Consider the following 26,793-nt stretch of genomic DNA (forward strand, 5'->3'; position numbering starts at 1 on the left):
GTCCCAGCGCCGGCCCCACCTGGAGTTCCCCCCATGTCCCACAACAATCACGTCTACGACTATGTCGTGATCGGCGGCGGCACCGCCGGCTCCGTCATAGCCTCCCGTCTCACCGAGAACCCCGACGTCACGGTCGCCGTCATCGAGGGCGGCCCCAGCGACGTCGGCCGCGACGACGTGCTCACCCTGCGCCGCTGGATGGGCCTGCTCGGCGGTGAGCTGGACTACGACTACCCGACCACCGAGCAGCCGCGCGGCAACTCCCACATCCGGCACAGCCGGGCCCGCGTCCTCGGCGGCTGTTCCTCCCACAACACCCTCATCGCCTTCAAGCCGCTCCCGTCCGACTGGGACGAGTGGGAGGCGGCCGGCGCCGAGGGCTGGGGCGCGGTCCCCATGGAGGCGTACTACGCCCGGCTCCGCAACAACATCGTCCCGGTCGACGAGAAGGACCGGAACGCCATCGCCCGCGACTTCGTCGACGCGGCGCAGGCGGCGCTCGGCGTCCCCCGCGTCGAGGGCTTCAACAAGAAGCCGTTCGACGACGGCGTCGGCTTCTTCGACCTCGCCTACCACCCCGAGAACAACAAGCGGTCGAGCGCCTCGGTGGCCTACCTGCACCCGGTGATGGACGAACGCCCCAACCTCCGCATCCTGCTGGAGACCTGGGCGTACCGGCTGGAGCTGGACGGCACGAGGGCGCGGGGCGTGCACGTCCGCGCCAAGGACGGCGAGGAGTTCGTCGTACGGGCCCGCAACGAGGTGGTGCTGTGCGCGGGCGCCGTCGACTCGCCCCGGCTGCTGCTGCACTCCGGCATCGGTCCCAAGGCCGACCTGGACGCGCTCGGCATCCCCGTCGTCCACGACCTGCCCGGCGTCGGCGAGAACCTCCTCGACCACCCCGAGTCGGTGATCGTCTGGGAGACCCACGGCCCGATCCCCGAGAACTCCGCGATGGACTCCGACGCGGGCCTCTTCGTGCGCCGCGACCCCGAACACGCGGGCCCCGACCTGATGTTCCACTTCTACCAGATCCCCTTCACGGACAACCCGGAGCGCCTCGGCTACGAGCGGCCCGAGTTCGGCGTCTCCATGACCCCGAACATCCCCAAGCCGAAGAGCCGTGGCCGGCTGTACCTGACCAGTGCCGACCCGTCCGTCAAGCCCGCCCTCGACTTCCGCTACTTCACCGACGAGGACGACTACGACGGCCGCACCCTCGTCGACGGGATCCGCATCGCCCGCCAGATCGCCAGGACCGAGCCGCTGGCGAACTGGCTGAAGCGCGAGGTGTGTCCCGGCCCGGACGTCACCGGCGACGAGGAGCTGAGCGAGTACGCCCGCAAGGTCGCCCACACCGTGTACCACCCGGCGGGCACCTGCCGCATGGGCGCGGCGGACGACGAACTCGCCGTGGTCGACCCGCGGTTGCGCGTGCGCGGCCTGGAGGGTCTGCGTATCGCCGACGCCTCCGTGTTCCCGACCATGACCGCCGTGAACCCGATGATCGGGGTGCTGATGGTCGGGGAGAGGGCGGTCGATCTCATCACGGAAGGGTCCGCCGGCCCGGTGGGGGGTGGCGCGCGATGACCACCCTCCCCAACGCCCCGGTGTTCTCCGTCGAGGGCCTGTGGAAGGTCTTCGGCCCCAAACCCGAACGCGTCCCCGTGGACCCGGAGCTGGCCGCCCTCCCGGCCGCCGAACTCCGCGCCCGCACCGGCTGCACGGCCGCCGTCCGGGACGTCTCCTTCGACGTGCGCAGGGGCGAGGTCTTCGTCGTGATGGGCCTGTCCGGCTCGGGCAAGTCCACGCTGGTGCGCTGTCTGACCCGGTTGATCGAGCCGACGGCCGGCATGATCGCCGTCGACGGCGAGGACGTCCGCGCCATGGACCGCACCCGGCTGCGTGAACTGCGCCGCCACCGCGCCGCCATGGTCTTCCAGCACTTCGGCCTCCTCCCGCACCGGACGGTCCTCGACAACGTCGCCTACGGCCTGGAGATCCAGGGCGTCGGCAGGTCCGAACGCCGGGCGCGGGCCCAGGAGGTCGTCGCCAAGGTCGGCCTGGAGGGCATGGAACAGCGCCGCCCCGGCCAGCTGTCCGGCGGCCAGCGCCAGCGGGTGGGCCTCGCCCGCGCCCTGGCCGTCGACCCCGAGGTCCTCCTCTTCGACGAGCCGTTCAGCGCCCTCGACCCGCTCATCCGGCGGGACATGCAGGAGGAGGTGGTCCGCCTCCACCGCGAGGAGGGCCGCACCATGGTCTTCATCACCCACGACCTCAACGAGGCGCTCAAGCTCGGCGACCGCATCGCCCTGATGCGCGACGGGCGGGTCGTCCAGCTCGGCACCCCGGAGGAGATCGTCGGCTCGCCCGCCGACGACTACGTCCGCGAGTTCGTCCGTGACGTCCCCCGCGAGCAGGTCATGACGGTCCGCACGGCCATGCGCCTCCCCGCCCCCGAGGAGGCGGCCACCGGCCCGGCGGTCTCACCCGACGCCACGGTCTCCCAGGCCATCGAGGCCGTCGCCAGGGCGGGCACCCCGGCCCGTGTGGTGGACCAGGGCCGCTGCGTGGGCGTGGTGGACTCGGACGCCCTCCTCGGCGTCGTCGCCGGAACCCAGCCGGACATCCCCGCTGCCGGAACCCAGCCCGACCCGCCCGCTGCCGGGAGCCGGTCCGGTGACACCCGTGCTGCCGGGACGGAGCCCGGCGACGCCGCGGCCCCCGGAACGGAGCCCCGCAAGGAGGTGGTCTGATGGCCACCGTCACCGCTCCCGCCGTCCGTGTCTCCCTGCCCGGTTTCCTGAAACACCGCGCCGTCCACAAGCTCCTGGTGCTCGCGGTCGTCGCGGCGGTCCTCGTGCCGGTGGTCACCGCCCGCTGGGCCGGGGCCGCCTGGCCGGACGCCCTCACCGTCGACCTGTCCGACCCCCTCACCCGGGTCAGCGACTGGATCATCGACAACCGGGACAGCCACCCCCTGTTCGTCTACTTCCTCGGCCACGTCAGCAACGCCGTCGTCCTCTCCGTACGCGCCGTCTACCTGCTCCTGCTCGCCGTGGGCTGGGCCGGCGTCACCGCGCTCGGCGCGCTCGTCGCCTGGCGGGTCGCCGGGGCGCGGCTCGCGGCGGGCACGGCCGCCGCGTTCCTGGCCTGCGGCCTGCTCGGCATGTGGGTGCCGACGATGCAGACGCTCGCCCTGATGACCGTGGCGGTCCTCGCCTCCGTCGTCGTGGGCGCGCTCCTCGGCCTCGCCGCAGGCCTGTCCGACCGGATGGACCGCGCCCTGCGCCCCGTCCTGGACACCATGCAGGTGCTGCCGGCGTTCGCCTATCTCCTCCCCGTCGTCCTGGTCTTCGGCATCGGCGTCCCGGCGGCCGTGCTGGCCACCGTCGTATACGCCGCCCCGCCCATGGCCCGCCTCACCGCCCTCGGTCTGCGCGGCGCCGACAGGGAGGTCCTGGAAGCCGTCGAGTCGCTCGGCGCCACCGCCCGCCAGCGGCTGGTGACCGCCCGTATCCCGCTGGCCCGCAGGGAACTCCTCCTCGGCCTCAACCAGACGATCATGATGGCGCTGTCCATGGCGGTCATCGCCTCGGTGATCGGCGCGGGCGGTCTCGGCGACCGCGTCTACCAGGCGCTGGCCTCGGTCGACGTGGGCGCGGCCCTCGCGGCCGGCATCCCGATCGTGCTGCTCGCGGTCGTCCTGGACCGGGTGACGGCCGCCGCCGGGCAGCTCGGCGACGGCGGCCCGGGGGCCCACCGGCGGCCCGCGTACTGGCTGTACGCCCTGCTCGGCACCGTCGCCGTGGCCCTCGCGGGCCGGCTGACCGGCCGTCTGGAGTGGCCCGACGCCTGGACGGTCGCCATCGCCGAGCCGGTCAACCGGGTCGTCGACTGGATGACCGACCACCTCTACTCCGGTGTCCCCGTCGTCGGCGGCACCGCCGACTGGGCGGGCCGCTTCACCACCTGGGTCCTCGACCCCCTCCGCGACGGCCTGCAGTGGCTGCCCTGGTGGGCGGTGCTGCTGCTGGTGGCCGCGGCGGCCTGGCTGATCGGCACCTGGCGCACCGCGCTCACCGCGGTCCTCGCCATGGCCGCGATCGGTGTGCTCGGCGTGTGGGAGCCGAGCCTGGACACGCTGTCCCAGGTGCTCGCCGCCGTCGCCGTCACCCTCGTCCTGGGCTTCGCGACCGGTATCGCGGCGGCGCGCAGCGACCGCTTCGAGCGGATGCTCCGCCCCGTCCTGGACGTCTTCCAGACGATGCCGCAGTTCGTGTACCTGATCCCGGTCGTCGCGCTGTTCGGCGTGGGCCGTGCCCCGGCGGTCGCCGCGGCCGTCGTCTACGCCCTGCCCGCCGTCGTCCGCATCACCACCCAGGGCCTGCGCCAGGTCGACCCGGCCGCCCTGGAGTCGGCGCGTTCGCTCGGCGCGACCGGCGGCCAGCAGCTGCGCCAGGTCCAGCTGCCGCTCGCCCGCCCGGCGTTGCTGCTCGCCCTGAACCAGGGCGTGGTGCTGGTCCTCGCCGTCGTCATCATCGGTGGCCTGGTCGGCGGCGGAGCCCTCGGCTACGACGTCGTCTTCGGCCTGGCCCAGGGCGACCTCGCGACCGGTCTGGTGGCCGGCGCCGCCATCGTCTGCCTCGGTCTGATGCTCGACCGGGTGACCCAGCCGGCCGACCGGCGCGCGAAGAAGGGAGCGTGACATGCGACTTCGCACCACCGCCGTGGCGGCGGGACTCGTGCTGCTGACCGGCTGCGGCGCCGCCGACATGACCAAGCAGGCCTCGCCCTTCGCCAACGCGCAGGGCGCGAAGACCGTGACCCTGTCCGTGCAGTCCTGGGTGGGGGCGCAGGCCAACGTCGCCGTCGCCCAGTACCTGCTGGAGCACGAGCTCGGCTACCGCGTCGACACCGTCCAGGTCGACGAGGTGCCCGCCTGGGACGCGCTCAGCCAGGGCCGCGTCGACGCCATCATGGAGGACTGGGGCCACCCCGAGCAGGAGCAGCGCTACGTCGACGACAAGAAGACCATCGCGCGCGGCGGCGACCTCGGGGTGACCGGGCACATCGGCTGGTACGTCCCGACCTACCTGGCCGAGCAGCACCCGGACATCACCGACTGGAAGAACCTGAACAAGTACGCGTCGCTCTTCCGCACCGCCGAGAGCGGCGGCAAGGGCCAGCTGATGGACGGCTCCCCGTCCTACGTCACCAACGACAAGGCGCTGGTGAAGAACCTGAAGCTGGACTACCAGGTGGTGTTCGCCGGCTCTGAGGCCGCGCAGATCACCCAGATCAGGCAGTTCGCCAAGGAGAAGAAGCCCTTCCTGACGTACTGGTACGCCCCGCAGTGGCTGTTCGAGAAGGTCCCGATGACGGAGGTGAAGCTGCCCGCCCACAAGGAGGGCTGCGACGCCGACCCGGAGAAGGTGGCCTGCGCCTATCCGCACACCCCGCTGGAGAAGTACCTCAACGCGGACTTCGCGAGGACCGGCGGCAGGGCGGCCGCGTTCCTGAAGAAGTTCCGGTGGACCACCGAGGACCAGAACGAGGTCTCCCTGATGATCGCCGACCAGAAGCTCACCCCCGAGGAGGCGGCGAAGAAGTGGGTGGACAGCCACCCGTCCACGTGGAAGGCGTGGCTGTCCTGACCCCTACCCCAGCCGTGCGGCGATCTCCCCGAGCGCCGCGGCCGCCCGGCGCTGGAGCCCCGGTCCGAAGGTGACCCGGGTGGCCCCTCGCGCGCCCAGCTCGGCGGGCGAGGGGCCCTCACCCACCGTCGCGAACACGTTCACCGGCCCCTGGATCCCGGACCGCAGCAACGGCAGCACGGCGGCCGGGGCGCCGATCGGGTACACGCAGTCGGCGCCGGCGGCGACGTAGAGCGCGGCCCGCTCGATGGCCCGTTCCGGGTCGGTGACGCCCCGGACGAAGGTGTCGACGCGCGCGTTCACGAACAGCTGGTCCGCGGCCGCCGACCGCACCTCGGCGAGCCAGTCGGCGTGGGCCCGCGCGTCCTTGAGGACACCCCCCTGGGAGTCCTCCAGGTTGCAGCCCACGGCCCCCGCCTCCAGCAGCCGTTCGACCAGCTCCTTCGGCGGCAGGCCGTAACCGTCCTCGACGTCCGCCGACACCGGTACGTCCACGGCCCGCGCGATCCGCGCGACCGCCGCGAACATCTCCGCCGCCGGGGTCTGTCCGTCCGCGTACCCGAGGGAGGCGGCGACCCCCGCGCTGGGCGTGGCCAGCGCGGGGAAACCGGCGTCGGCGAGGACCCGGGCGCTGGCCGCGTCCCAGGGGCCCGGTAGGACCAGCGGATCCTCGGGGGAGGGACGGCGGTGCAGGGCACGGAACGTCTCGGCCTTGCTCATGGACGGTGACCTCCCGGCGGGATCCGGCGCGAGACCATCACCCGGTTCCAGTTGTTGATGGCGGTGATCAGGGCGACGAGGTGGGCGAGCCGGACCCCGTCGAAGTGCCGGGCGGCCTCCTCGTACACCGCGTCCGGCACGAACCCTCCCCCGGACTCCGTCGGGGAGGTGCCCCCGGTCAGGACCGTCACCGCCTCCGTCAGCGCGAGCGCCGCCCGCTCCCGCCCGTCGAAGACGTCCCCGGCCTCCTCCCAGACGCTCACCAGGTCGAGCTGCTTCTGGCTCACCCCGTGCTCGCGGGCGAGGGCGAGGTGCATGTCGAGGCAGAAGGCGCAGCGGTTGAGCTGCGAGGCCCGGATCACGACCAGCTCGGCGAGGCCGGGATCACCGAGGCCCTTCTTGGCGGCGGCGCTGAGCGCGGACATGGCCCGCGCGACGTCCGGGTCGAGCAGCGCGGTACGCGGCATCGTCACGCGTGCTGCCCCGGCTCGTAGTGTCCCGGCACCAGCCGGCAGGTCACCCCGAACCGGTTCCACGCGTTGATCACCGTGATCGACGCGATCAGCTGCGCCAGTTCGGCCTCCTCGAAGTGCTTCGCCGCCTTCTCGTACACCGCGTCCGGCACGAACCCGTCGGTCAGGACGGTCACCGCCTCCGTCAGCGCCAGCGCCGCCAGCTCCTTCCCGGTGTAGAAGTGCCCGGACTCCTCCCACGCGTTGAGCTGGACGATCCGCTCGACGCTCTCGCCCGCCGCGAGGGCGTCCTTGCTGTGCATGTCGACGCAGAGCGCGCAGCGGTTGATCTGCGAGGCGCGGATCCTCACCAGCTCCAGCAGCTTCGGGTCGAGGCCCTTCCGGGCGGCGGCGTCGAGCCGGATCATCGCCTTGAAGACGTCGGGGGCCAGCTCGGCCCAGGCCAGGCGGGGGGTGTGTTCGGGGGCGTACTCCACGGTCGTCGCGGTGGCGTCGTTCGTCGTCATACCGTCGACCCTAGGAGCGAGGCAGCCCACGGGTATGGTCCATTTCCATGGCGAAACCATGGGCCACTCTGGGGGTCGACCTGCACGTGGAACCGACCGGTCCCGGGCTGCGCCGAGGCCTGACCGACGCCCTGCGCGAGGCGGTCCGCAGCGGCCGCCTGGCCCCCGGCACCCGGCTGCCCTCCTCCCGCGCCCTCGCCGCCGACCTCGGCATCGCCCGCAACACGGTCGCCGACTCCTACGCCGACCTGGTCGCCGAGGGCTGGCTCACCGCCCGGCAGGGCTCCGGAACCCGGGTCGCCGAACGCGCGGTCGTCCCGCCCGCCGGCGCGGCCCCCCGGCGCCGTGAGTTGCACCGGCCGGCGTACGACCTGCGTCCCGGCTTCCCCGACCTCGCCTCCTTCCCGCGGGCGGAGTGGGCCAGGGCCGCCCGCCGCGCCCTCGCCGCGGCCCCGAACGAGGCGTTCGGCTACGGCGACCCGCGCGGCCGCCTCGAACTGCGCACCGCGCTCGCCGGCTACCTCTCCCGGGTACGGGGCGTGCGCGCCGCCCCCGACCGGATCGTGGTGTGCGCCGGGTTCTCGCAGGGCCTGAGGATCCTCGGCACGGTCCTGAGGGCGCGCGGTGTCCGCACCGTCGCCGTCGAGTCGTACGGCCTCGACGTCCACTGGACGCTGCTGAGCCGGGCCGGGCTGCGCACCCTCCCGCTGCCCTTCGACCACCTGGGCACGGATCCCGCGCCGTTGACGGACGAGGGGGCCGTCCTGCTCACCCCCGCCCACCAGTTCCCGATGGGTGTGCCCCTGCACCGCGACCGGCGGGCGGCCGTCGTGGACTGGGCGCGGCGCACCGGCGGACTGGTCCTGGAGGACGACTACGACGGCGAGTTCCGCTACGACCGCCAGCCCGTCGGCGCCCTCCAGGGCCTCGACCCCGACCGCGTCGTCCACCTGGGCACCGCCAGCAAGTCCCTCGCCCCCGGCCTGCGGCTGGCCTGGATGGTGCTGCCGCCCGGGCTCGTCGAGGAGGCCGCGGCGGCCAAGGGCGGCATCGACACCTGTGGCGTCGTCGACCAGCTGACGCTCGCCGAGTTCATCGTCTCCGGCGCCTACGACCGCCACGTCCGCTCCGCGCGCCTGCGGTACCGCCGCCGGCGCGACGCCCTCGTCGCGGCCCTCGCCGAGCGCGCTCCCGCGGTGCGGGCCACCGGCGTCGCCGCCGGACTGCACGCCGTGCTGCGGCTGCCGTCCGGCACCGAGCGCCAGGTGCTCCGGGCAGCCACCTGGCAGGGCCTGGCGGTCGACGGCATCGTCCGCTACCGCCACGCCGACGCGGACGTCGAGCCGATGGACGCCCTCGTGGTCGGGTACGGGACACCGCCGGACCACGCGTGGACGGGCGCCCTGGACGCGTTGTGCGCGGCACTCCCCGAATGATCGCTCCGTGCACGGCGGCCGCGTCCCGGACGAGGTCCGCGCCGGGGCGGCGCCGGTCCTCCCCGCACACGCTCCCGCGGCCGGACGGCACCGTGCCCCGGCCATGGGAGCGCGGCCGTCCGGGGGCCCCGTGCACGCGCCCTCCCACCCCTCTCTAGGCTGACCGCCGGAAACACGCACCTGGCGACGGTGACGACGGGGAACGGGGAGACGGGTACATGGCGGACACAGGACGGCGACTGCGCTCCAGCACGGTCGTGCTCGGCGGAATGGGCGTCGTCGCGGCGACCCTCACCTCCTGCGGCTCCGACCCCGACCGCCGCTGCGTGGACCGCGACAGCTACGACTACGTCTACGGCTACAAGATCGTCGCCGACAAGAACTGCTCGTCGTCCGGCTCGAGTTCGTCGAGCGGCGGCCGCAGGAAGACCGGCACCGGCACGAGCGGGACCATGGACGCCGCCTGGTACTACGACGCCGACGTCAGCTCCGGCTACGCCGACGACGGCACCTTCAGCCGCAGCGAGGCCGTCGACCGCGGCGGCTTCGGCTGCTCGGGCTCCGGCAGCGGCGGCGGCTGAGCGGCCCCCGGGACGTACGCCATGGAACGCCGCACCATCGAGCCCCGCCCGGACTGGCAGCGGACCGTCGAGGAACAGGGCCTGATCTACCCCCTCACCCGCCACCCCGACGGCACCCTGCGGCCCTACTGGGACGAGAGCGCCCACTACGTCTTCACCCTCGACGAGGTCGAGGCGCTGGAGGAGACCGTCGAGGAACTCCACCGCATGTGCCTCGCCGCGGCCGCCCACATCGTCGAGACCGACCGCCTCGCCGACCTCGGCATCACCGACCCGCGGGTCGCCGCGGCGGTCACCGAGGCCTGGCGCCGCCGCGCCGAACTCCCCTCCCTCTACGGCCGGTTCGACCTGCGCTACGACGGCGGCGGCCCGGCCAAGCTGCTGGAGTACAACGCCGACACCCCCACCTCCCTGGTCGAGGCGGCGAGCCCCCAGTGGTTCTGGATGGAGGAACGGTTCCCCGGCGCCGACCAGTGGAACTCCCTCCACGAACGCCTCGTCGACGCCTGGCGCAAGCAGGCCCGCCTCCTCCCGCCCGGCACGCCCCTGTACTTCGCGCACTCCACCGCCGACGAACTCGGCGAGGACCTGATGACGGTCGCCTACCTCAAGGAGACCGCCGAGCAGGCCGGCCTGGACACCGCCTGGATCCCCATGGAGGACATCGGCTGGGACCGCCTCTCCGGCCGCTTCGTCGACCACCGGCTGCGCTTCATCCGCAGCTGCTTCAAGCTCTATCCCTGGGAGTGGCTGACCACCGACCGCTTCGCCGGGCACGTCCTCGACACCCTCGACAACGGCGGCGGCACCGGCACCACCCTGTGGATCGAACCGGCCTGGAAGATGCTGCTGAGCAACAAGGCCCTGCTGGCGATCCTGTGGGAACTGTTCCCGGAGCACCCCAACCTCCTCCCCGCCTACCTCGACGGCCCCCGGGAACTGGCCACGACCACCGGTTACGTGGCCAAGCCCCTGCTCGGCCGCGAGGGCGCGGGCGTCACCGTCCACGAACCCGGCACCGCCCCGGTCCCGCGCCAGGAGCCCTGCTGCTACCAGGAGCTGGCCCCGCTGCCCGCCTTCGACGGCAACCACGTCGTCCTCGGCGCCTGGGTGGTGGAGAACGAGTCCGCCGGCCTCGGCCTGCGCGAGTCCTCCGGCCTGATCACCGACGAGTACGCCCGCTTCCTGCCGCACGTGATCCTGTAGGGGCGCCGAAGCTCCCGGAGCGGGTGGTCCGTCGACGGCGAGGCCCCCCGGAGCTGGTGGTCCGCCGGCGGCCGCAGCCCAGCGAGCCGGTGGCCCGCCGCAGCCCACCTGAGCACATGCTCCTCCGCACGATCCGCCGGGCCGACAGGCGCCCCGGATCGACGGGCGCCCCGGTCCGGCGGGCGATCCCCCCGGCCGACGGGCCGCCCCCCGCCGTCCTCCACCGGCCCGGCCCCTCAGAGACCGAGGACGGACCGCAGCTGGTCCAGCCCCCAGTCCAGGTCCTCCTTCGAGATCACCAGCGGCGGCGCGATCCGGATCGTCGGCCCGTGGGTGTCCTTCACCAGCACCCGCCGGTCCACCAGCCGCTCGGAGACCTCACGCCCGGTCCCGAGAGCGGGCGCGATGTCGACGCCCGCCCACAGCCCGCGCCCCCGCACCCCCGTCACCCGTCCGGTCCCGGCCAGCGCCCCCAGCTCCCGCAGCAGGTGCTCCCCGAGCTCCGCCGCCCGCGCCTGGAACTCGCCCGACCGCAGCATCGCGATCACCTCCAGCGCCACCGCGCACGCCAGCGGATTCCCGCCGAACGTCGACCCGTGCTCCCCGGGCCGGAAGACGCCGAGGACGTCGGCGCGCGACACCACCGCCGACACCGGCACGATCCCCCCGCCCAGCGCCTTCCCCAGCACGTACACGTCCGGCACGACCCCCTCGTGCTCGCACGCGAACGTCCGCCCGGTCCGGCCCAGCCCCGACTGGATCTCGTCGGCGACGAACAGCACGTTCCGCTCCCGCGTCACCTCCCGCACCGCCGGCAGATAACCCGCGGGCGGCACCAGCACCCCCGCCTCGCCCTGGATCGGCTCCAGCAGCACCGCCACCGTGTTCTCGCTCACCGCCGCCCGCAGCGCCGTCACGTCCCCGTACGGCACGATCTCGAAGCCCGGCGTGTACGGCCCGTAGTCCGCCCGCGCCTCGGGGTCGGTGGAGAAGCTGATGAGCGTCGTCGTACGGCCGTGGAAGTTGTGGGCCGCGACGACGATCTTCGCCATCTCCGCGGGCACGCCCTTCACCCGGTAGCCCCACTTCCGGGCCGTCTTCACCGCCGTCTCCACCGCCTCGGCGCCGGTGTTCATCGGCAGCACCATCTCCATCCCGCACAGCTCGGCCAGCTCCGCGCAGAACGCGGCGAACCGGTCGTGGTGGAAGGCCCGGGACGTCAGCGTCACCCGCTCCAGCTGGGCCTTCGCCGCCTGGATCAGCCGCCGGTTGCCGTGTCCGAAGTTCAGCGCCGAGTAGCCCGCGAGCAGATCCAGGTACCGCCTCCCCTCCACGTCCGTCATCCAGGCGCCGTCCGCGGTGGCGACGACCACCGGGAGCGGGTGATAGGTGTGCGCGCTGTGCTGCTCGGCGGCGGCGATCAGGGTTTCCGTGGCGCTCACGGGGCCTCCAGGAGTGCGGCTGAGGTGCGGCTGCGGTGCTGCCGTCCTCCCTTCCTAGCGTCGCTCGCATGGTGGACGCGGCACCTTCGCCGTTCGGCGCGCCCGGTAGGCTTTCGGCAGGCCGTGACTGGCGCGCTGGGATGGGACGGACCATCGGGGAGCGGCCTGGAGTGACGAGTGCCGTGCGCCTGGGCCAGACCGAGAACCGTGACCGCTCGCACGCCACGCCACCGGAGGCCGACGACATGTCAGAGCAGCAGCCCCTCTCCACCGAGTCCACCGCCTTCCGCGCCGCCCTCGACGTGATCCGCGCGGTCGAGCCGCGCGTCGCCGACGCGATCGGGCAGGAGGTCGCCGACCAGCGCGAGATGCTCAAGCTGATCGCCTCCGAGAACTACGCCTCCCCGGCCACCCTGCTGGCGATGGGCAACTGGTTCAGCGACAAGTACGCCGAGGGCACCGTCGGCCGCCGCTTCTACGCCGGCTGCCGCAACGTCGACACCGTCGAGTCCCTCGCCGCCGAGCACGCCAAGGAGCTCTTCGGCGCCCGCCACGCCTACGTCCAGCCGCACTCCGGCATCGACGCCAACCTCGTCGCCTTCTGGTCCGTGCTCGCCCAGCGCGTCGAGGCCCCGGCCCTGGAGAAGGCCGGCGTGCGCCAGGTCAACGAGCTCTCCGACGCCGACTGGGCCGAGCTGCGCAGCGCCTTCGGCAACCAGCGCATGCTCGGCATGTCCCTGGACGCCGGCGGCCACCTCACCCACGGCTTCCGCCCGAACATCTCAGGAAAGATGTTCGACCAGCGCTCCTACGGCACCGACCCGGCCACCGGCCTCATCGACTACGAGGCCCTGCGCGTGTCCGCCCGCGAGTTCAAGCCGCTGATCCTCGTCGCCGGCTACTCCGCCTACCCCCGCCTGGTGAACTTCCGGATCATGCGCGAGATCGCCGACGAGGTCGGCGCGACGCTCATGGTCGACATGGCGCACTTCGCGGGCCTCGTCGCGGGCAAGGTGCTGACCGGCGACTTCGACCCGGTCCCGCACGCCCAGATCGTCACCACCACCACCCACAAGTCCCTGCGCGGCCCGCGCGGCGGCATGGTCCTGTGCGACGACTCCCTCAAGGACCAGGTCGACCGCGGCTGCCCGATGGTCCTCGGCGGCCCGCTCCCGCACGTGATGGCCGCCAAGGCCGTCGCGTTCGCCGAGGCGCGGCAGCCCTCCTTCCAGGACTACGCCCAGCGCATCGTCGACAACTCCCGCGCCCTCGCCGAGGGCCTGATGCGCCGCGGCGCCACGCTGGTCACCGGCGGCACGGACAACCACCTCAACCTGATCGACGTGGCCACGTCGTACGGCCTGACCGGCCGGCAGGCCGAGGCGGCCCTGCTGGAGTCCGGCATCGTCACCAACCGCAACGCGATCCCGGCCGACCCCAACGGCGCCTGGTACACCTCCGGCATCCGCATCGGCACCCCGGCCCTGACCACCCGCGGTCTGGGCACGGCGGAGATGGACGAGGTCGCGGGACTGATCGACCGCGTCCTGACCACGGCCGAGCCGGGCACCACCAAGTCGGGCGCGCCCTCCAAGGCCGCGCACGTCCTGGACCCGAAGATCGCCGACGAGATCGGCCGCCGGGCGACCGACCTGGTGGCGGGCTTCCCGCTGTACCCGGAGATCGACCTCGGCTGACCTGCCGCGGGCGCGGGGGCCGACCGCCGTGCGGCCCCCGCGGGCGGGCGCCACCGGCCCCGCCGGCCGGCGGTTCCCCGCGCACCGGACCCACCCCCCACCCTCTGCGACAATGATGTGCATGGCTTCTGACCGACCCCGCGTGCTCTCCGGAATCCAGCCCACCGCAGGCTCGTTCCACCTCGGCAACTACCTGGGCGCCGTCCGCCAGTGGGTGGCCCTGCAGGAGTCCCACGACGCGTTCTACATGGTCGTCGACCTGCACGCGATCACGGTCCCGCAGAACCCGGGGGAGCTCACCGCCAACACCCGGCTGGCCGTCGCGCAGCTCCTCGCGGCCGGGCTCGACCCGGACCGCTGCACCCTCTTCGTCCAGAGCCACGTCCCCGAGCACGCGCAGCTCGCCTGGATCATGAACTGCCTGACCGGTTTCGGCGAGGCGTCCCGCATGACGCAGTTCAAGGACAAGTCCGCCAAGCAGGGCGCCGACCGCGCGAGCGTCGGCCTGTTCACGTACCCGATCCTCCAGGTCGCCGACATCCTGCTCTACCAGGCCCACGAGGTCCCCGTCGGCGAGGACCAGCGCCAGCACATCGAGCTGACCCGCGACCTCGCCGAGCGCTTCAACGGCCGCTTCGGCGAGACCTTCACGATCCCGAAGCCGTACATCCTCAAGGAGACGGCGAAGATCTACGACCTCCAGGAGCCGTCGATCAAGATGAGCAAGTCGGCGTCCACGCCGAAGGGGCTCATCAACCTGCTCGACGAGCCGAAGGCCACCGCGAAGAAGGTCAGGAGCGCGGTCACCGACACCGACACGGTCATCCGCTACGACGCCGAGAACAAGCCGGGCGTGAGCAACCTGCTCACCATCTACTCGACGCTGACCGGCACGAGCATCCCGGAGCTGGAGCGGCGGTACGAGGGCAAGCTCTACGGCGCGCTCAAGACGGACCTCGCCGAGGTCGTCGTCGAGTTCGTGACGCCGTTCAGGGACCGCACCCAGCAGTACCTCGACGACCCCGAGACGCTGGACTCGATCCTGGCCAAGGGGGCCGAGAAGGCGCGTGCCGTGGCCGCGGAGACGCTCTCCCAGGCGTACGGGAGGGTGGGCTTCCTGCCCGCCAAGCACTGAGGCGCACCACCGCACACAAGTCCACCGGCAGAGCGCTGCACATCACTTCCGCTGCGCCTGCCCACAGCACAGCCGTGGCCGTACAGTCGATAGCCGTACGACTGCGTACGAGGGAGCGCGGTGGAGTGCGGGCGAGCACGAAACCGGACAGCACATTCGGCACGACGACAGGAGACGACGTGGGGACCGTAACGATCGGCGTGTCGATCGCGGTCCCGGAGCCCCACGGCAGCCTGCTCCAGGAGCGGCGCGCGGGCTTCGGCGACGCCGCGGCTCACGGTATCCCCACGCACGTCACCCTGCTCCCGCCGACCGAGATCGACCACACCGACCTGCCGGCCGTCGAGGCGCACCTCACCGAGGTCGCCTCGGCGGGCCGCCCGTTCCCCATGCGCCTGTCCGGCACGGGCACCTTCCGGCCCCTGTCGCCGGTCGTGTACGTGCGGATCGTCGAGGGCGCCGAGGCCTGCACCTGGCTCCAGCAGCAGGTCCGCCACCCCTCCGGGCCCGTCGCGCGCGAGCTGCAGTTCCCCTACCACCCGCACGTCACCGTGGCGCACGGCATCGACGACGCGGCGATGGACCGCGCGTTCGAGGAGCTCGCCGACTACGAGGCCGAGTGGTCCTGCACCGGCTTCGCCCTCTACGAGCAGGGCCCCGACGGCGTCTGGCGCAAGCTGCGCGAGTACGCCTTCGGAGGCCCGGTGGTGCCCCCGCAGGCCGCCCACGCGGACCGCGGCTCCCTGCCGACGCGATAGCCGCCTACACCGGCAGCTTGCGGAACAGCCCCCGCGGCATGTGCCGCAGCACCGACATGACCACGCGCAGCAGCCCGGGCACCCACACCGTCTCCGAGCGGCGGCGCAGGCCCAGCTCGATGGCCGTGGCGACGGTCTCCGGCGTGGTGGCGAAGGGCGGCTCGTCCAGTTCGGCGGTCATCTCCGAACGGACGAAGCCGGGCCGTACGACCATGACGTGGACGCCGGTGCCGTGCAGCGCGTCGCCCAGGCCCTGGGCGAAGGCGTCCAGGCCGGCCTTGCTGGAGCCGTAGATGAAGTTGGCGCGGCGGGCGCGTTCGCCGGCGACGGAGGACAGGACGACCAGGGAGCCGTGGCCCTGGGCCTGAAGGGCGCGGGCGGCGACCAGACCGGAGGAGACCGCGCCCGTGTAGTTGGTCTGCGCGACGCGGACGGCGGCCACCGGATCGCGCTCGTCGTGGGCCTGGTCGCCGAGGACCCCGAAGGCGAGCAGCACCATGTCGACGTCGCCCTCCGCGAACACCTTGCCGAGCACGGCCTCGTGGGACTCGGGGTCGAGGGCGTCGAAGGCGACGACGCGCACGTCGGCGCCCAGGTCGCGCAGCTCGCAGGCGGCCGACTCCAAGGCGGTCGAGGGGCGACCGGCCAGCCACACCGTGCGGGTGCGGCGGACGATCAGGCGGCGCGCGGTGGCCAGCGCGATCTCGGACGAACCGCCGAGGACGAGGAGGGACTGGGGGAGGCCGAAGGCATCCTTCACGACAGCTCCTGGAGAGTGCTCAGAGGGAGAGGCGGCGGGCGAGATCCGAGGTGAACACCCCGCGCGGGTCCAGCTGCGCGCGCAGGGCGCGGAAGTCGTCCAGCCGCGGGTACATCGAGGCGAGCAGCTCCGGCCGCAGCCGGGAGTCCTTGGCGAGGTAGACGCGGCCGCCGGCGCCGGCGACGTCCTCGTCCAGCTTGTCGAGGAGGGTGACGAGGCCCGGCATGCCGGTGGGGATGTCCAGGGCCAGCGTCCAGCCCGGCCGGGGGAAGGAGAGCCAGCCGGGGTCGGCCTCCCCGAAGCGCTTGAGGACGGCCAGGAAGGACGGGCACCCGCGCCGCGCGATCCGGCGCACGATCCGGCGCAGGGTGTTCTCCTCGCCGTGACCGACGACGAACTGGTACTGCACGAAGCCGCCGCGGCCGTACACGCGGTTCCAGTGGGGGACGCCGTCGAGGGGGTGGAAGAACGCGGTGAGCTTCTGGAGTTCGCCGGTGCGCGCGCGGGGGGCCTTGCGGTACCAGAGGTCGTTGAACAGGCCCACGGTCCGGCGGTTGAGGAGTCTCCCGGGGACGAAGGCGGGGGCCGGCGGGAGCCGGGAGGGGCGGAAGGAGAGCGGGGCTCTGCGCGCGCGTGCGGGCAGCGCGGTGAGGGGGGCGTGGTCGCCGCGGGTCAGGACGGCGCGTCCGGTGGCCGCTCCGCGCGCGAGGAGGTCGATCCAGGCGACCGAGTACCGGTAGCGGTGGTCGGTGGCCGTCAGCCGGGCCATCAGGTCGTCGAGGTCGCTCGCGCGCTCGGTGTCGACCGTCATCAACGTCGTCTCGACCGGCTGGAGACGGAGGGTGGCCGTGAGGATGACCCCGGTCAGGCCCATGCCGCCGGCGGTGGCGTCGAACAGGGGGGTGCCGCGGCCGACCGTGCGGACCGAGCCGTCGGCGGTGAGCAGCTCCAGTGACAGGACGTGGCGGGAGAAGGAGCCGGACACGTGGTGGTTCTTGCCGTGGATGTCGGCGCCGATCGCGCCGCCCACGGTGACGTAGCGGGTGCCGGGGGTCACCGGCACGAACCAGCCCAGCGGCAGCAGCACCTCCATGAGGCGGTGCAGGGAGACGCCCGCGTCGCACAGGACGGTCCCGCCGGCGGCGTCGATGGCGTGGATCCGGTCCATGCCCGTCATGTCGAGCACGGCCCCGCCGGCGTTCTGCGCCGCGTCCCCGTACGCCCGCCCCAGACCCCGGGGGACGGCCCCGCGCGCCCCGCACTCCCGGACGGCGGCCACGGCCTCCTCGTACGTCCGCGGGCGGACCAGGCGGGCGGCGGTGGGAGCGGTGCGTCCCCATCCCGTGACGGAGACGATCTCGGAGCCGGTCGGGGAAGGCGTCTCGGAGACGGTCTCGGAAGCGGTCTCGGCAGGCATATAGGTGACCGTATCGTCCCTTTATGGGCGACTGGTTTTAAAACATCCCACTCTCCCCGAAATGGGTGATTAATGGGATGTCGCTCAATATTGCCGTAGTTCCGGCGGGGCCGACGTGAACAGTGAGTCCACATGGACCACCACACGGATGACATCCCGGATGACATCGACCACCGCATCCTTGCGGCGCTCCGCGCGCGTGGTGCGGATCCTCGCGTGGCGGGCGCCGCGCGCACCCTGTCGTGGGCCGGAGAGCACGGCGCCCTGTGGCTCGCGGCGGGGCTCGTGGGGGCCGCCGTGGACGGCTCACGGCGCGGCGCCTGGCTGCGGGCGACGGCGCTCACCGCGGGCGCGCACGTCGCCAGCATGGGCGTGAAGCGGATCGTGCGCCGTCCCCGTCCCGCGCATGTCGCACCTCTGGTGCGGACCGCCGGCCGGCACTCGTTCCCCAGCTCGCACGCGACCTCCGCGGCGGCCGCGGCCGTCGCCTACGGCACCCTCGGAGCCCATGTCGTTCCCCCGCTCGCCGCCGCGGTGTGCCTCTCGCGCCTGGTCGTCGGCGTCCACTACCCCTCCGACGTGGCGGCGGGCGCGGCCCTGGGGGCGCTCGCGGCGCGCATCGGAGCGCGCTGGATGAGAGAGGGAGCACGAGGTGGGCACAGGGGCGCTCGAGGGGGCGTGCATGACTGAGGCCGCGCCCCTCACCAACACCCCACACCCTGCCGGGCACGCCTCCTCGAAAGAGCCCGCTCCCTCGAAAGAGCCCGCTCCCTCGGGGGAGCACGTCCCATCGGGGGAGCACGCCCCTTCCGAAGAGCGCACCCCCGCCCACCACGCCGCCCCGCACGGCACCGGCGACGCACCGGGCGCACCCCCCACCCGCCCCGGCTCCCTCCTCACCGGCCTCGTCCGCACCGCCCGCCCCAAACAGTGGGTCAAGAACACCCTCGTCGCCGCCGCCCCCGCGGCCGCCGGACGGCTCTTCTCCTGGCCCACCCTCACCGAACTCGCCCTCGTCTTCACGCTGTTCACCGCCTGCGCCGCCGCCGTCTACCTGATCAACGACGCCCGTGACGCCGACGCCGACCGCGTCCACCCCACCAAGCGGCACCGCCCGGTCGCCGCCGGACAGGTTCCGGTGCCGATCGCCTACGCCGTCGGAGGCGTGCTGGCGGTCCTCGCGCCCGCCGCCGCGGCCTGGCTGACCTCGCCCCCCGTCGCGGCCCTCCTGACGGCGTACCTCGGCATGCAACTGGCGTACTGCGTCAGCCTCAAGCACGTCCTGGTCGTCGACCTCGTCGTCGTGACGACCGGGTTCCTGATGCGGGCCGTGGTCGGCGGCCTCGCGCTCGGTATCCCGCTCTCCCGCTGGTTCCTGATCACCACCGGGTTCGGGGCGCTGTTCATGGTGTCGGCCAAGCGCTACTCCGAGGCCGTGCAGATGGCCGGCGCGGAGGGCGCCACGCGCGCGCTGCTCACCGAGTACACCACCGGCTACCTGCGCTTCGTGTGGCAACTGGCCGCCGGGGTCGCGGTTCTCGGCTACTGCCTGTGGGCCCTGGAGGAGGGCGGTCTCCCGCACACGAGCGTGCTGCCCTGGCGCCAGCTGTCGATGATCGCCTTCATCCTGGCCGTCCTGCGCTACGCCGTCTTCGCCGACCGCGGCACCGCCGGCGAACCCGAGGAGGTCGTCCTCGGGGACCGCGCCCTCACCCTGATCGGAGCCGCCTGGCTGACCATGTACGGGTTGGCGGTGGCCAACTGGTGAGCACGCGCGCGTGGCCGCCCCGCCGCGGCGAGGTGCTGTCCTTCGCCGCCGTCGGCCTCCTCGCCTACGCCGTCGACCTCGCCGTGTTCACCTGCCTGCGCGGCCCGGCCGGCGTCGGCCCGCTCACCGCCAAGGCCGTGTCGTTCCTGGCCGGTTGCGCCGTCGCCTACACGGGCAACGCCCTCGGCACCTACCGGCACGCGCGCGTGCGGGGACCGCGCCCCTGCGCCGTCTTCCTCGCGGTGAACGCCGCCGGCGCCCTAGTCCAGCTCCTCTGTCTCGCCGTCAGCCACTACGGCCTCGGCCTCACCTCGCAGCGCGCGGACACCGTCTCCGGCGCCGTGATCGGCATGGCGCTCGCCACCGTCCTGCGCTTCTGGGGAACCCGCACCCTGGTCTTCCGAGTCATCCGCCGCGAGGAGGGCAGAGTCGGTTCATGGACTGGCTGAAAAGGCTCCCCGGAATCGGGCCGTACGCCACGCGTCTGATGGCCACGCACGCGTGGCGGTCGTTCGAACGGCTGGACCGGGTGAAGTGGACGCGGCTGGCCGCCGCGATGACGTTCACCAGTTTCGTCGCGCTCTTCCCGCTGCTCACCCTGTCCGCCGCGATCGCCGCCGTCACCCTGAGCACCGAGCGGCAGAACACCCTCGAGGACAAGCTCGCCGACCAGGTGCCCGGCATCGCCGACCAGCTGGACATCGACGGCCTGGTGCAGAACGCCGGCACCGTCGGACTCATCGCCGGCGCAGCCCTGCTGTTCACCGGCGTCAACTGGGCGGGCTCCACCCGCGAATGCCTGCGGGCGGTGTGGGAGCTGCCCGACGAGGAGGAGAACCCGGTCCTGCGCAAGGCCAAGGACGCCGGCATCCTCCTGGGGCTGGGCGGCGCCGTCCTCGTCACCCTCGCCGCCTCCACCGTCGCCTCCGCGATGGCCGGCTGGATCACCGGACGGCTCGGCGTCGACGAGGGCGGCCGGGGCGGTGTCCTGCTGTGGATCGCGGCGTTCACCGTCGCGGTCCTCACCGACTTCCTGCTGCTCCTCTACGTCCTGACGCTCCTGCCGGGCGTCGAGCCGACCCGCCACCGCCTGATCGTGGCCGCGCTGACCGGCGCGGTCGGCTTCGAACTGCTGAAGCTGCTGCTCAGCGGCTACATGCAGGGCGTGGCCACGAAGAGCATGTACGGCGCGTTCGGCGTGCCCATCGCCCTGCTGCTGTGGATCAACTTCACCTCGAAGCTCGTCCTGTTCTGCGCCGCGTGGACGGCGACGGGCAGCGCGCGGGACGCGCCGGACACGGACGTCAGCGACGACGGCGTACCAGATCCGGCAACGGCCAGCGGCGGTTGATCAGGAACGCGGCGCCCGCGAGCAGCACCAGCGCGCCGCCGGTGATGGCCAGCGCCGTGCCCATGCCGCCGACGGCGTTCCCGGTCACCGTGCTCGCCACGGGCTTCTCGGACACGTTCCCGGAGCCGCCCGCCTCGCCGGACGCGTCGCTCCCGTCGGGCGAGTCGTTGCTGCCGGGCTGTGCGCCGGCCTGGGCGGCACCCTTCGGCGGGACCAGCTCGCCCACCGGGCGCACCTTGCCGGCGGCCTGGAAGCCCCAGTCGAACAGGGCGGCGGTCTCCTTGTAGACCTCGTTGTGGTCCGTCTTCTCCGGGTTCATCACCGTGACGAGCAGCACCCGGCCGTCGCGCTCGGCGACGCCGGTGAAGGTGGCGCCCGCGTTGGTGGTGTTGCCGTTCTTGACCCCCGCGATGCCCTGGTACTGGCTTATGTCGTAGTCGCCGGTCAGCAGCCGGTTGGTGTTCTGGATCTCGAAGGTCCCGCGGACCGTCTTGCCCTTCTTGTTCTTCTTCGTCTCGCCCGGGAACTTCGCCGTCAGCGTCGAGCAGTACTCGCGGAAGTCCGCCTTCTGCAGCCCGGAGCGGGCGATCAGCGTCAGGTCGTACGCCGAGGAGACCTGGCCGGAGGCGTCGTAACCGTCGGGGGAGACCACACTGGTGTCGAGGGCCTGGAGCTCCTCGGCGTGCTCGTTCATCTCCGTCACCGTCTTGCCTATGCCGCCGTTCATCGACGACAGCACGTGCACCGCGTCGTTGCCGGAGCGCAGGAAGACGCCCAGCCACAGGTCGTGGACGGAGTAGGTCTCGCCCTCCTTTATGCCGACCATGCTGGAGCCGGAACCTATGCCCTCCAGGTCCTTCGTCTCGACCTTGTACTGCGTGGTCTTGGGGAAGCGCGGCAGCAAGGTGTCGGCGAAGAGCATCTTCAGGGTGCTCGCCGGGGGCAGCCGCCAGTGCGCGTTGTGCGCGGCGAGCACGTCGCCGGACTCGGCGTCCGCGACGATCCAGGACCGGGCGGTCAGGTCCTTCGGCAGCACCGGCGCGCCGCCCGCGAGGTCCACCTGCGTCCCGGCCTGCCCGAGACGGGCGCCGCCGACGGTCGACATGTTCGCCGGGGGAGTCACCGACGGCTTGGCCGAAGCCGAAGCCGAAGCCGAAGCCGAAGTCGAAGCCGACGCGGAAGCCGAAGCCGAGGCCGACGGTGAGGCCGAGGCCGACGGTGAGGCCGAGGCCGACGGTGACGGTGACGGGGCCGCCAGGGACACGGGCGCGGTGAGCGCGAGGGACGCGAGGGACGCGGAGGTGACCAGCAGGGATCGCCTGGCGGTCTGCTTCAAGGGTGCGGGCACGACGGAGAAAGTACCTGGCAGACGACGGGAAGTCGCCTCCCCCTCCCCACCCCCGTCATGGAACCGGACACCGGGCGGCGATACTGAACGCATGAAGCTCAGCCGCCCGGTGTCCTGGTTCCTGCTCGCCTTCGGGGTGTGGAGCTGGGTCATCTGGGTCACCTTCGTCAAGAACCTGATCAAGGACAGCAGCGGTCTCGCCTTCGAGGACGGCGACCCCACCGCGTACTTCTGGGTCCACCTGACCCTCGCTGTCGTCTCTTTCGTATGGGGGACGGTCATCGGGGTCATCGGGTTGCGCGGACTGCGCGCACTGCGCCGAACGTCATAGCCGAACCGCCGGACCTCACGGCCGGACCACCGATCCGACAACGGGGATTACGACACCGTGGCCATCCTTTTCGTGCTGCTCGTCCTGGCCGTCCTGGTGACGGCCAACTGGTACCTGTGGCGCCGCCTGTTCCGCGACACCACCCGCGCCCCGGGACGGGTACGGCGCGGCGGCGCGGTGCTGATCGCGGGCGGCTGGACGCTGGCCGTCGGTGCCCTGGTCGCCGAGCGTACGGGCGCCCCCTTCTGGCTCCAGCGCGTCCTGGCCTGGCCCGGCTTCCTCTGGCTGGCGCTCTCGATCTACCTGCTCCTGGCGGTCGTCGCGGGAGAGGCCGTACGGCCTCTGCTGCGCCGCCGGCTGGAGCGGCGCAGGCCGGCCGCGGTGACCGCGCCGCGCCCGCACCCGGCGCCGGAGGGCGCGCCGTCCGAGGAGGCGGAGCCCGTGACCACGGGCGGCTCCCGTGAGCGGACGGCGTCCGGAGCGGCCGGGCCGTCGGGGGAGACCGTTTCCGCGGGCGCGGTGGGCGAGGGATCCCCGGGCACTGCGTCCGCGGAAGCCGACACCCCGGGCGCGGCACCCGAGAGCCCGCGCGGCCCGGCGAGCGCCGACCCCGCCGCCGATTCCCCCGCCGGTTCCTCCCCGCTCGTCGCAGCCCCCTCCCGCCGCCTGTTCGTCTCCCGCGTCCTCGCCGGCGCCGCGGCCGCGGCCGCCGCCGGGACGGTCGGCTACGGCACGTACGGCGTCCTGAACGGGCCGACGGTCAAGCGCGTGACGGTCCCGCTGGCCAAGCTGCCCCGCGCGGCGCACGGCTACCGGATCGCCGTCGTCAGCGACATCCATCTGGGCCCGGTCCTCGGCCGGGGGTTCGCCCAGCGGGTCGTCGACACCATCAACGGCACCCAGCCGGACCTGATCGCGGTCGTCGGCGACCTGGTCGACGGCAGCGTGAAGGACCTGGGCCCGGCGGCGGCCCCGCTCGCCGGGCTGAAGGCGCGGCACGGCAGCTTCTTCGTCACCGGCAACCACGAGTACTTCTCCGGCGCCGCACAGTGGGTCGAGGAGGTGCGGCGGCTCGGCCTGCGCCCGCTGGAGAACGCGCGCACGGAACTGCCCTGGTTCGACCTGGCGGGCGTCAACGACGTCGCGGGCGAGAGCGAGGGCCAGGGCCCCGACTTCGCGAAGGCGCTCGGCGACCGGGACACCACGCGCGCGTGCGTGCTCCTCGCCCACCAGCCCGTCCAGATCCACGACGCCGTCGACCACGGCGTCGACCTCCAGCTCTCCGGTCACACCCACGGCGGCCAGCTCTGGCCCGGCAACCTCCTCGCCGCCGCCGCGAACCCGACCGTGGCGGGCCTGGAGCACTACGGCGACACCCAGCTGTACGTCTCCCGGGGCGCCGGCGCCTGGGGGCCGCCCACGCGCGTGGGCGCCCCGTCGGACATCACGGTGATCGAGCTGGCCTCGACGCGCGCCTGACGAAACGATTCGGGCCGGTCCGGGCATGCGCCCGCGTGCCACCGGGCAGTCACCCGACGGGGCTTCATGCGGCGGAGGTGTGCACGGGGTGAGGAGCAGACGTGTTGAGACGCAACTCCTTCCGGCTGCCCCGGCACCCGGCGTCGGTCGGTCTCGCCCGGCGCCGGGTGCGGGACCATCTCGCCGACTGGGGCCACGGCCCCGGCGACGCGGCCCTGGAGGACGCGGTCCTGGTCGTGTCCGAGCTGGCCACCAACGTCGTACGGCACGGGCCCCTGCGGGAGTGCGAGTTCGAGGTGGCCGTCACCGCCCTCGGTGACGGCTCCTGCCTCATCGAGGTCTCCGACGAGAGCCGGCACGAACCCCGGCCACGGGCCGTCTCCGAGTGGGACGAACACGGCCGCGGCCTGCACCTCGTGGAGACCGTCGCCGCCGCCTGGGGCGTCTGGAACAGGGGCCGGCACGGCAAGACGGTCTGGGCCCTGCTGACCACCGCGCACGCGTCCTAGGCAGCGTCTTCAGCCGCACCCCTCCGCCCTCGCCGGCAGTTCCACCGTCACCGTCAGCCCCTCGCCCGGGGCCGTGCGGACCGTCACCTCGCCGCCGTGCGCGTGCACCACGCCCTGCACGATCGCGAGGCCCAGGCCGCTGCCCGCGCCGCCGCCGGCCCGGAAGAACCGGTCGAAGACGCGCGCCGCGTCCTCCGGGGCCAGCCCCGGCCCCTTGTCCTCCACGAGCAGCCGTACGACGCCGTCGGCGCGCCGCACACCGAGCCGCACCGGCACGTCGGCGGGCGTGTGCGTGCGGACGTTGGCCAGGAGGTTGGCGAGGACCTGACGCAGGCCCGACTCGTCGGCCCGCACCAGGACGGCGCCGTCGGCGTCCACGGTGAGCGGCCGGCCGGGCTGCTGGGCCCGCAGGTCCTCGGCCGCGTCCCGCACCAGCCGGCTCACGTCGACGTTGCGCAGCCGCAGTTCGGGCCGCTGGTCGAGGCGGGCCAGCGTGAGCAGCTCGTCGACGAGCCGCCCCATGCGGTCCACCTCGCCGTTCATCCGGTCCCAGGCCCGCCGCCGCTCCTGCGGCGCGCGCAGCATTCCCTGGTCGTACAGCTGGAGGTAGCCGCGGATCGCGGAGAGCGGGGTGCGCAGCTCGTGCGAGGCGTCGGCGACGAAGCGGCGCAGCTGGGCCGCGCTGTGCTCGCGCGTGCGGTACGCCGTCTCCACCTGGTGCAGCATGGAGTTCAGCGCGAGTCGCAGCTGTTCGACCTCCCGGGTGGAGTGGTGGCTGGAGGGCACCCGCCGGGTGAGGTCGCCCTCGGCGATCGCCGACGAGGTCTCCACCATGTCCTCCAGCGGCCGCATCCGCCGCCGCACGCTGAACAGCGTCAGACAGGCGAGCAGCGCCAGCAGCAGCGTGCCGACGGCGAGGTCGAGCCGGAGGGCCTTGGTCATGCCCTTGTGCAGGGCGTCGGTGGAGGTGGCGAGCAGGATGTAGGGCCCGTCGGCGAGCCGGGTCGCGGTCACCCGGTACGTGGCGCCGTTCACCGTGACGTCGTGCGGCGCCGGGTCCCCGGCGAGGGCCCGAGGGTCGTCCACCGCCGCCGCGAGGCCGCGCTGGGCGACGGTGGGCCTGACGTCGAAGAGGGTGAGGGCCGCGCCCCGGCCGTCGACGGCGGTGAAGATCGAGTCCGGGGCGGGCCGTGTGTCCGCGCCCGTGGGCATGATCCGGTCGCGGACGACGCCCAGCACGCTCAGCGAGTCGATCTGACGCATGGTCAGCCGCGAACTGCCCAGCGACGAGCGCATCTTGAGCAGCTCGGAGTCCATCTGGCCGAGCAGGTAGTGCCGCATGCCCATCAGGCTGACGGCGGTCGCCACGACGATGCCGAGGGCGAGCAGCACCACGTTCGCCAGCGTCAGCTGCACGCGCAGGGAGTGGATGCCGCGCCGGCCGTGGAGGAACGTCATGCCAGCCCGTACCCCACGCCCCGCCGGGTGGTGATCACCGGCGGACCCAGCGCGTCCAGCTTGCGCCGCAGATAGCTGATGTAGGTCTCGACGACGGTCGACTCGGGCGGGGTGTGCTCGTACTGCCAGACGTGGCGCAGGAGCTGCTCCTTGGGCACGATCCGGCCGCCGTTGCGCACCAGGAAACGCAGCAGCGCGTACTCGGTGGGGGTGAGCTCGACCGTGCGGCCCGCGCGGTGCACGCTGTAGGTCGTCTCGTCCAGCTCCAGGTCGCCGTAGCGCAGCGGCGGCCGCTGCGGGAGGACGTCGGCCGGCCGGGTACGGCGCAGGACGGCCGTCACGCGGGCGACGACCACCTCGATGTCGAACGGCTTGGTGATGTAGTCGTCGCCGAAGGCCAGCGCGCCGACGATCTCCGCGGGCGCGTCGCGCGCGGTGAGGAAGACCAGTCCCAACCGCGGTTCCATGTCCCGTAGTTGCCTGCCCAGCGCCCGCCCGTCGCCGTCCGGCAGCATCACGTCCAGCAGGGCCGCGTCGGGCCGGGTGCGGGCGGTCAGGGCGAGGGCCTCGCGGACGGTGCCCGCGGTCATGACCTCGAAGCGGTGGTAGCGCAGGGCGATGGCGAGGACGTCCGCGATGCTCGGTTCGTCCTCCACGACCAGCACGGTGCCGGGGGCCGTCGTCATGCTCCCAGTATCGGCGGGACCACCGACGACCGGGCCGGTTCGCGCTTTGGAGTTCCTTGAGAGTCATGGCCGTTG

At 73.0% G+C, this 26,793-nt stretch carries 26 protein-coding genes and 1 riboswitch; of the genes, 17 read left to right on the forward strand and 9 right to left on the reverse strand.

What is annotated here, in order from left to right:
• Positions 1 to 33: 33 nt before the first annotated feature.
• Genes ACIBBD_RS34010 through ACIBBD_RS34025 form a run of 4 tightly spaced genes read left to right on the forward strand, consistent with a single transcriptional unit; the run spans position 34 to position 5,657 of the window.
• Complete coding sequence (locus tag ACIBBD_RS34010) at positions 34 to 1,590, forward strand: GMC family oxidoreductase (protein WP_399423434.1); 1,557 nt, start codon at positions 34 to 36, stop codon at positions 1,588 to 1,590.
• Positions 1,587 to 2,756: a glycine betaine/L-proline ABC transporter ATP-binding protein gene (locus ACIBBD_RS34015; protein WP_399423435.1), complete on the forward strand. Its 1,170-nt coding sequence runs from the start codon at positions 1,587 to 1,589 to the stop codon at positions 2,754 to 2,756. The genes ACIBBD_RS34010 and ACIBBD_RS34015 overlap by 4 nt, the downstream gene beginning before the upstream one ends.
• Positions 2,756 to 4,708: an ABC transporter permease gene (locus tag ACIBBD_RS34020; RefSeq protein WP_399423436.1), complete on the forward strand. Its 1,953-nt coding sequence runs from the start codon at positions 2,756 to 2,758 to the stop codon at positions 4,706 to 4,708. The genes ACIBBD_RS34015 and ACIBBD_RS34020 overlap by 1 nt, the downstream gene beginning before the upstream one ends.
• A gap of 1 nt (position 4,709) precedes the next feature.
• On the forward strand, positions 4,710 to 5,657 hold the full coding sequence (locus tag ACIBBD_RS34025) for an ABC transporter substrate-binding protein (protein WP_399423437.1): 948 nt from the start codon (positions 4,710 to 4,712) through the stop codon (positions 5,655 to 5,657).
• 3 nt (positions 5,658 to 5,660) lie between these two features.
• On the opposite strand, the gene ACIBBD_RS34030 is transcribed toward ACIBBD_RS34025, so the two are convergent.
• From ACIBBD_RS34030 to ACIBBD_RS34040, 3 genes are read right to left on the reverse strand one after another with little or no spacing between them, the layout of a single operon-like run.
• The gene (locus ACIBBD_RS34030; RefSeq protein ID WP_399423438.1) at positions 5,661 to 6,377 is read right to left on the reverse strand and encodes an isocitrate lyase/phosphoenolpyruvate mutase family protein; all 717 of its coding nucleotides are present in this window, start codon (positions 6,375 to 6,377) and stop codon (positions 5,661 to 5,663) included.
• A complete protein-coding gene (locus ACIBBD_RS34035; protein WP_399423484.1) occupies positions 6,374 to 6,844 on the reverse strand; it encodes a carboxymuconolactone decarboxylase family protein in 471 nt (156 codons plus the stop codon). The genes ACIBBD_RS34030 and ACIBBD_RS34035 overlap by 4 nt, the downstream gene beginning before the upstream one ends.
• A gap of 2 nt (positions 6,845 to 6,846) precedes the next feature.
• Positions 6,847 to 7,356: a carboxymuconolactone decarboxylase family protein gene (locus tag ACIBBD_RS34040; protein ID WP_399423439.1), complete on the reverse strand. Its 510-nt coding sequence runs from the start codon at positions 7,354 to 7,356 to the stop codon at positions 6,847 to 6,849.
• 47 nt (positions 7,357 to 7,403) lie between these two features.
• On the opposite strand from ACIBBD_RS34040, the gene ACIBBD_RS34045 reads away from it, so the two are divergent.
• The 3 genes from ACIBBD_RS34045 (at position 7,404) to ACIBBD_RS34055 (ending at position 10,579) form a co-directional block, all read left to right on the forward strand.
• Positions 7,404 to 8,792 carry a PLP-dependent aminotransferase family protein gene (locus ACIBBD_RS34045; RefSeq protein ID WP_399423440.1) on the forward strand — a complete coding sequence of 463 codons (1,389 nt, stop codon included), beginning with the start codon at positions 7,404 to 7,406 and terminating at the stop codon, positions 8,790 to 8,792.
• A gap of 218 nt (positions 8,793 to 9,010) precedes the next feature.
• Positions 9,011 to 9,373, forward strand: coding sequence for a hypothetical protein (locus ACIBBD_RS34050; RefSeq protein ID WP_399423441.1), 363 nt, complete (start codon positions 9,011 to 9,013; stop codon positions 9,371 to 9,373).
• Between the two features lie 21 nt (positions 9,374 to 9,394).
• Complete coding sequence (locus ACIBBD_RS34055) at positions 9,395 to 10,579, forward strand: glutathionylspermidine synthase family protein (protein ID WP_399423442.1); 1,185 nt, start codon at positions 9,395 to 9,397, stop codon at positions 10,577 to 10,579.
• A gap of 236 nt (positions 10,580 to 10,815) precedes the next feature.
• Here the strand turns inward: ACIBBD_RS34055 and rocD are convergent, their stop codons facing one another.
• A complete protein-coding gene (gene rocD, locus ACIBBD_RS34060; protein ID WP_399423443.1) occupies positions 10,816 to 12,021 on the reverse strand; it encodes an ornithine--oxo-acid transaminase in 1,206 nt (401 codons plus the stop codon).
• A gap of 113 nt (positions 12,022 to 12,134) precedes the next feature.
• Positions 12,135 to 12,222: riboswitch (ZMP/ZTP riboswitch) on the forward strand.
• A gap of 44 nt (positions 12,223 to 12,266) precedes the next feature.
• Between rocD and ACIBBD_RS34065 the strand changes: the two genes are divergently transcribed.
• The 3 genes from ACIBBD_RS34065 to ACIBBD_RS34075 all read left to right on the forward strand — a co-directional run bounded on the left by ACIBBD_RS34065 (position 12,267) and on the right by ACIBBD_RS34075 (position 15,611).
• The gene (locus tag ACIBBD_RS34065) at positions 12,267 to 13,718 is read left to right on the forward strand and encodes a glycine hydroxymethyltransferase (protein ID WP_399423485.1); all 1,452 of its coding nucleotides are present in this window, start codon (positions 12,267 to 12,269) and stop codon (positions 13,716 to 13,718) included.
• A 121-nt stretch (positions 13,719 to 13,839) separates the two neighbouring features.
• Positions 13,840 to 14,853, forward strand: coding sequence for a tryptophan--tRNA ligase (gene trpS, locus ACIBBD_RS34070; RefSeq protein WP_399423444.1), 1,014 nt, complete (start codon positions 13,840 to 13,842; stop codon positions 14,851 to 14,853).
• Positions 14,854 to 15,032: 179 nt separating this feature from the next.
• Positions 15,033 to 15,611, forward strand: a complete 579-nt coding sequence (locus tag ACIBBD_RS34075; RefSeq protein ID WP_399423445.1) for a 2'-5' RNA ligase family protein — start codon at positions 15,033 to 15,035, stop codon at positions 15,609 to 15,611.
• 4 nt (positions 15,612 to 15,615) lie between these two features.
• Here ACIBBD_RS34075 and ACIBBD_RS34080 read toward each other — a convergent pair whose 3' ends face one another.
• Together ACIBBD_RS34080 and ACIBBD_RS34085 are read right to left on the reverse strand one after the other, a co-directional pair.
• Positions 15,616 to 16,371, reverse strand: coding sequence for a decaprenylphospho-beta-D-erythro-pentofuranosid-2-ulose 2-reductase (locus ACIBBD_RS34080; RefSeq protein ID WP_399423446.1), 756 nt, complete (start codon positions 16,369 to 16,371; stop codon positions 15,616 to 15,618).
• Positions 16,372 to 16,390: 19 nt separating this feature from the next.
• A complete protein-coding gene (locus ACIBBD_RS34085; RefSeq protein WP_399423447.1) occupies positions 16,391 to 17,788 on the reverse strand; it encodes an FAD-binding protein in 1,398 nt (465 codons plus the stop codon).
• 132 nt (positions 17,789 to 17,920) lie between these two features.
• Between ACIBBD_RS34085 and ACIBBD_RS34090 the strand changes: the two genes are divergently transcribed.
• Genes ACIBBD_RS34090 through ACIBBD_RS34105 form a run of 4 tightly spaced genes read left to right on the forward strand, consistent with a single transcriptional unit; the run spans position 17,921 to position 20,907 of the window.
• The gene (locus ACIBBD_RS34090) at positions 17,921 to 18,478 is read left to right on the forward strand and encodes a phosphatase PAP2 family protein (RefSeq protein WP_399423448.1); all 558 of its coding nucleotides are present in this window, start codon (positions 17,921 to 17,923) and stop codon (positions 18,476 to 18,478) included.
• On the forward strand, positions 18,471 to 19,556 hold the full coding sequence (locus ACIBBD_RS34095) for a decaprenyl-phosphate phosphoribosyltransferase (RefSeq protein ID WP_399423449.1): 1,086 nt from the start codon (positions 18,471 to 18,473) through the stop codon (positions 19,554 to 19,556). The genes ACIBBD_RS34090 and ACIBBD_RS34095 overlap by 8 nt, the downstream gene beginning before the upstream one ends.
• Positions 19,553 to 20,005, forward strand: coding sequence for a GtrA family protein (locus ACIBBD_RS34100; protein WP_399423450.1), 453 nt, complete (start codon positions 19,553 to 19,555; stop codon positions 20,003 to 20,005). The genes ACIBBD_RS34095 and ACIBBD_RS34100 overlap by 4 nt, the downstream gene beginning before the upstream one ends.
• The gene (locus ACIBBD_RS34105) at positions 19,993 to 20,907 is read left to right on the forward strand and encodes a YihY/virulence factor BrkB family protein (RefSeq protein ID WP_399423451.1); all 915 of its coding nucleotides are present in this window, start codon (positions 19,993 to 19,995) and stop codon (positions 20,905 to 20,907) included. Before ACIBBD_RS34100 ends, ACIBBD_RS34105 begins: the two co-directional genes overlap by 13 nt.
• Here the strand turns inward: ACIBBD_RS34105 and ACIBBD_RS34110 are convergent.
• Positions 20,861 to 22,255 carry a D-alanyl-D-alanine carboxypeptidase family protein gene (locus ACIBBD_RS34110; RefSeq protein ID WP_399423452.1) on the reverse strand — a complete coding sequence of 465 codons (1,395 nt, stop codon included), beginning with the start codon at positions 22,253 to 22,255 and terminating at the stop codon, positions 20,861 to 20,863. The genes ACIBBD_RS34105 and ACIBBD_RS34110 overlap by 47 nt on opposite strands.
• 91 nt (positions 22,256 to 22,346) lie before the next feature.
• Between ACIBBD_RS34110 and ACIBBD_RS34115 the strand changes: the two genes are divergently transcribed.
• The 3 genes from ACIBBD_RS34115 (at position 22,347) to ACIBBD_RS34125 (ending at position 24,574) form a co-directional block, all read left to right on the forward strand.
• Positions 22,347 to 22,586: an SCO4848 family membrane protein gene (locus ACIBBD_RS34115; RefSeq protein WP_399423453.1), complete on the forward strand. Its 240-nt coding sequence runs from the start codon at positions 22,347 to 22,349 to the stop codon at positions 22,584 to 22,586.
• A gap of 57 nt (positions 22,587 to 22,643) precedes the next feature.
• A complete protein-coding gene (locus ACIBBD_RS34120) occupies positions 22,644 to 24,065 on the forward strand; it encodes a metallophosphoesterase (RefSeq protein ID WP_399423454.1) in 1,422 nt (473 codons plus the stop codon).
• A 101-nt stretch (positions 24,066 to 24,166) separates the two neighbouring features.
• On the forward strand, positions 24,167 to 24,574 hold the full coding sequence (locus ACIBBD_RS34125; protein WP_399423455.1) for an ATP-binding protein: 408 nt from the start codon (positions 24,167 to 24,169) through the stop codon (positions 24,572 to 24,574).
• Between the two features lie 9 nt (positions 24,575 to 24,583).
• Here ACIBBD_RS34125 and ACIBBD_RS34130 read toward each other — a convergent pair whose 3' ends face one another.
• On the reverse strand, positions 24,584 to 26,032 hold the full coding sequence (locus ACIBBD_RS34130) for an ATP-binding protein (protein ID WP_399423456.1): 1,449 nt from the start codon (positions 26,030 to 26,032) through the stop codon (positions 24,584 to 24,586).
• Positions 26,029 to 26,718: a response regulator transcription factor gene (locus ACIBBD_RS34135; RefSeq protein ID WP_399423457.1), complete on the reverse strand. Its 690-nt coding sequence runs from the start codon at positions 26,716 to 26,718 to the stop codon at positions 26,029 to 26,031. The genes ACIBBD_RS34130 and ACIBBD_RS34135 overlap by 4 nt, the downstream gene beginning before the upstream one ends.
• Between the last annotated feature and the right edge of the window lie 75 nt (positions 26,719 to 26,793).

The sequence above is a fragment of the Streptomyces sp. NPDC051315 genome, from assembly GCF_044455165.1.
In the GTDB taxonomy this organism is placed as follows: Bacteria; Actinomycetota; Actinomycetes; order Streptomycetales; family Streptomycetaceae; genus Streptomyces.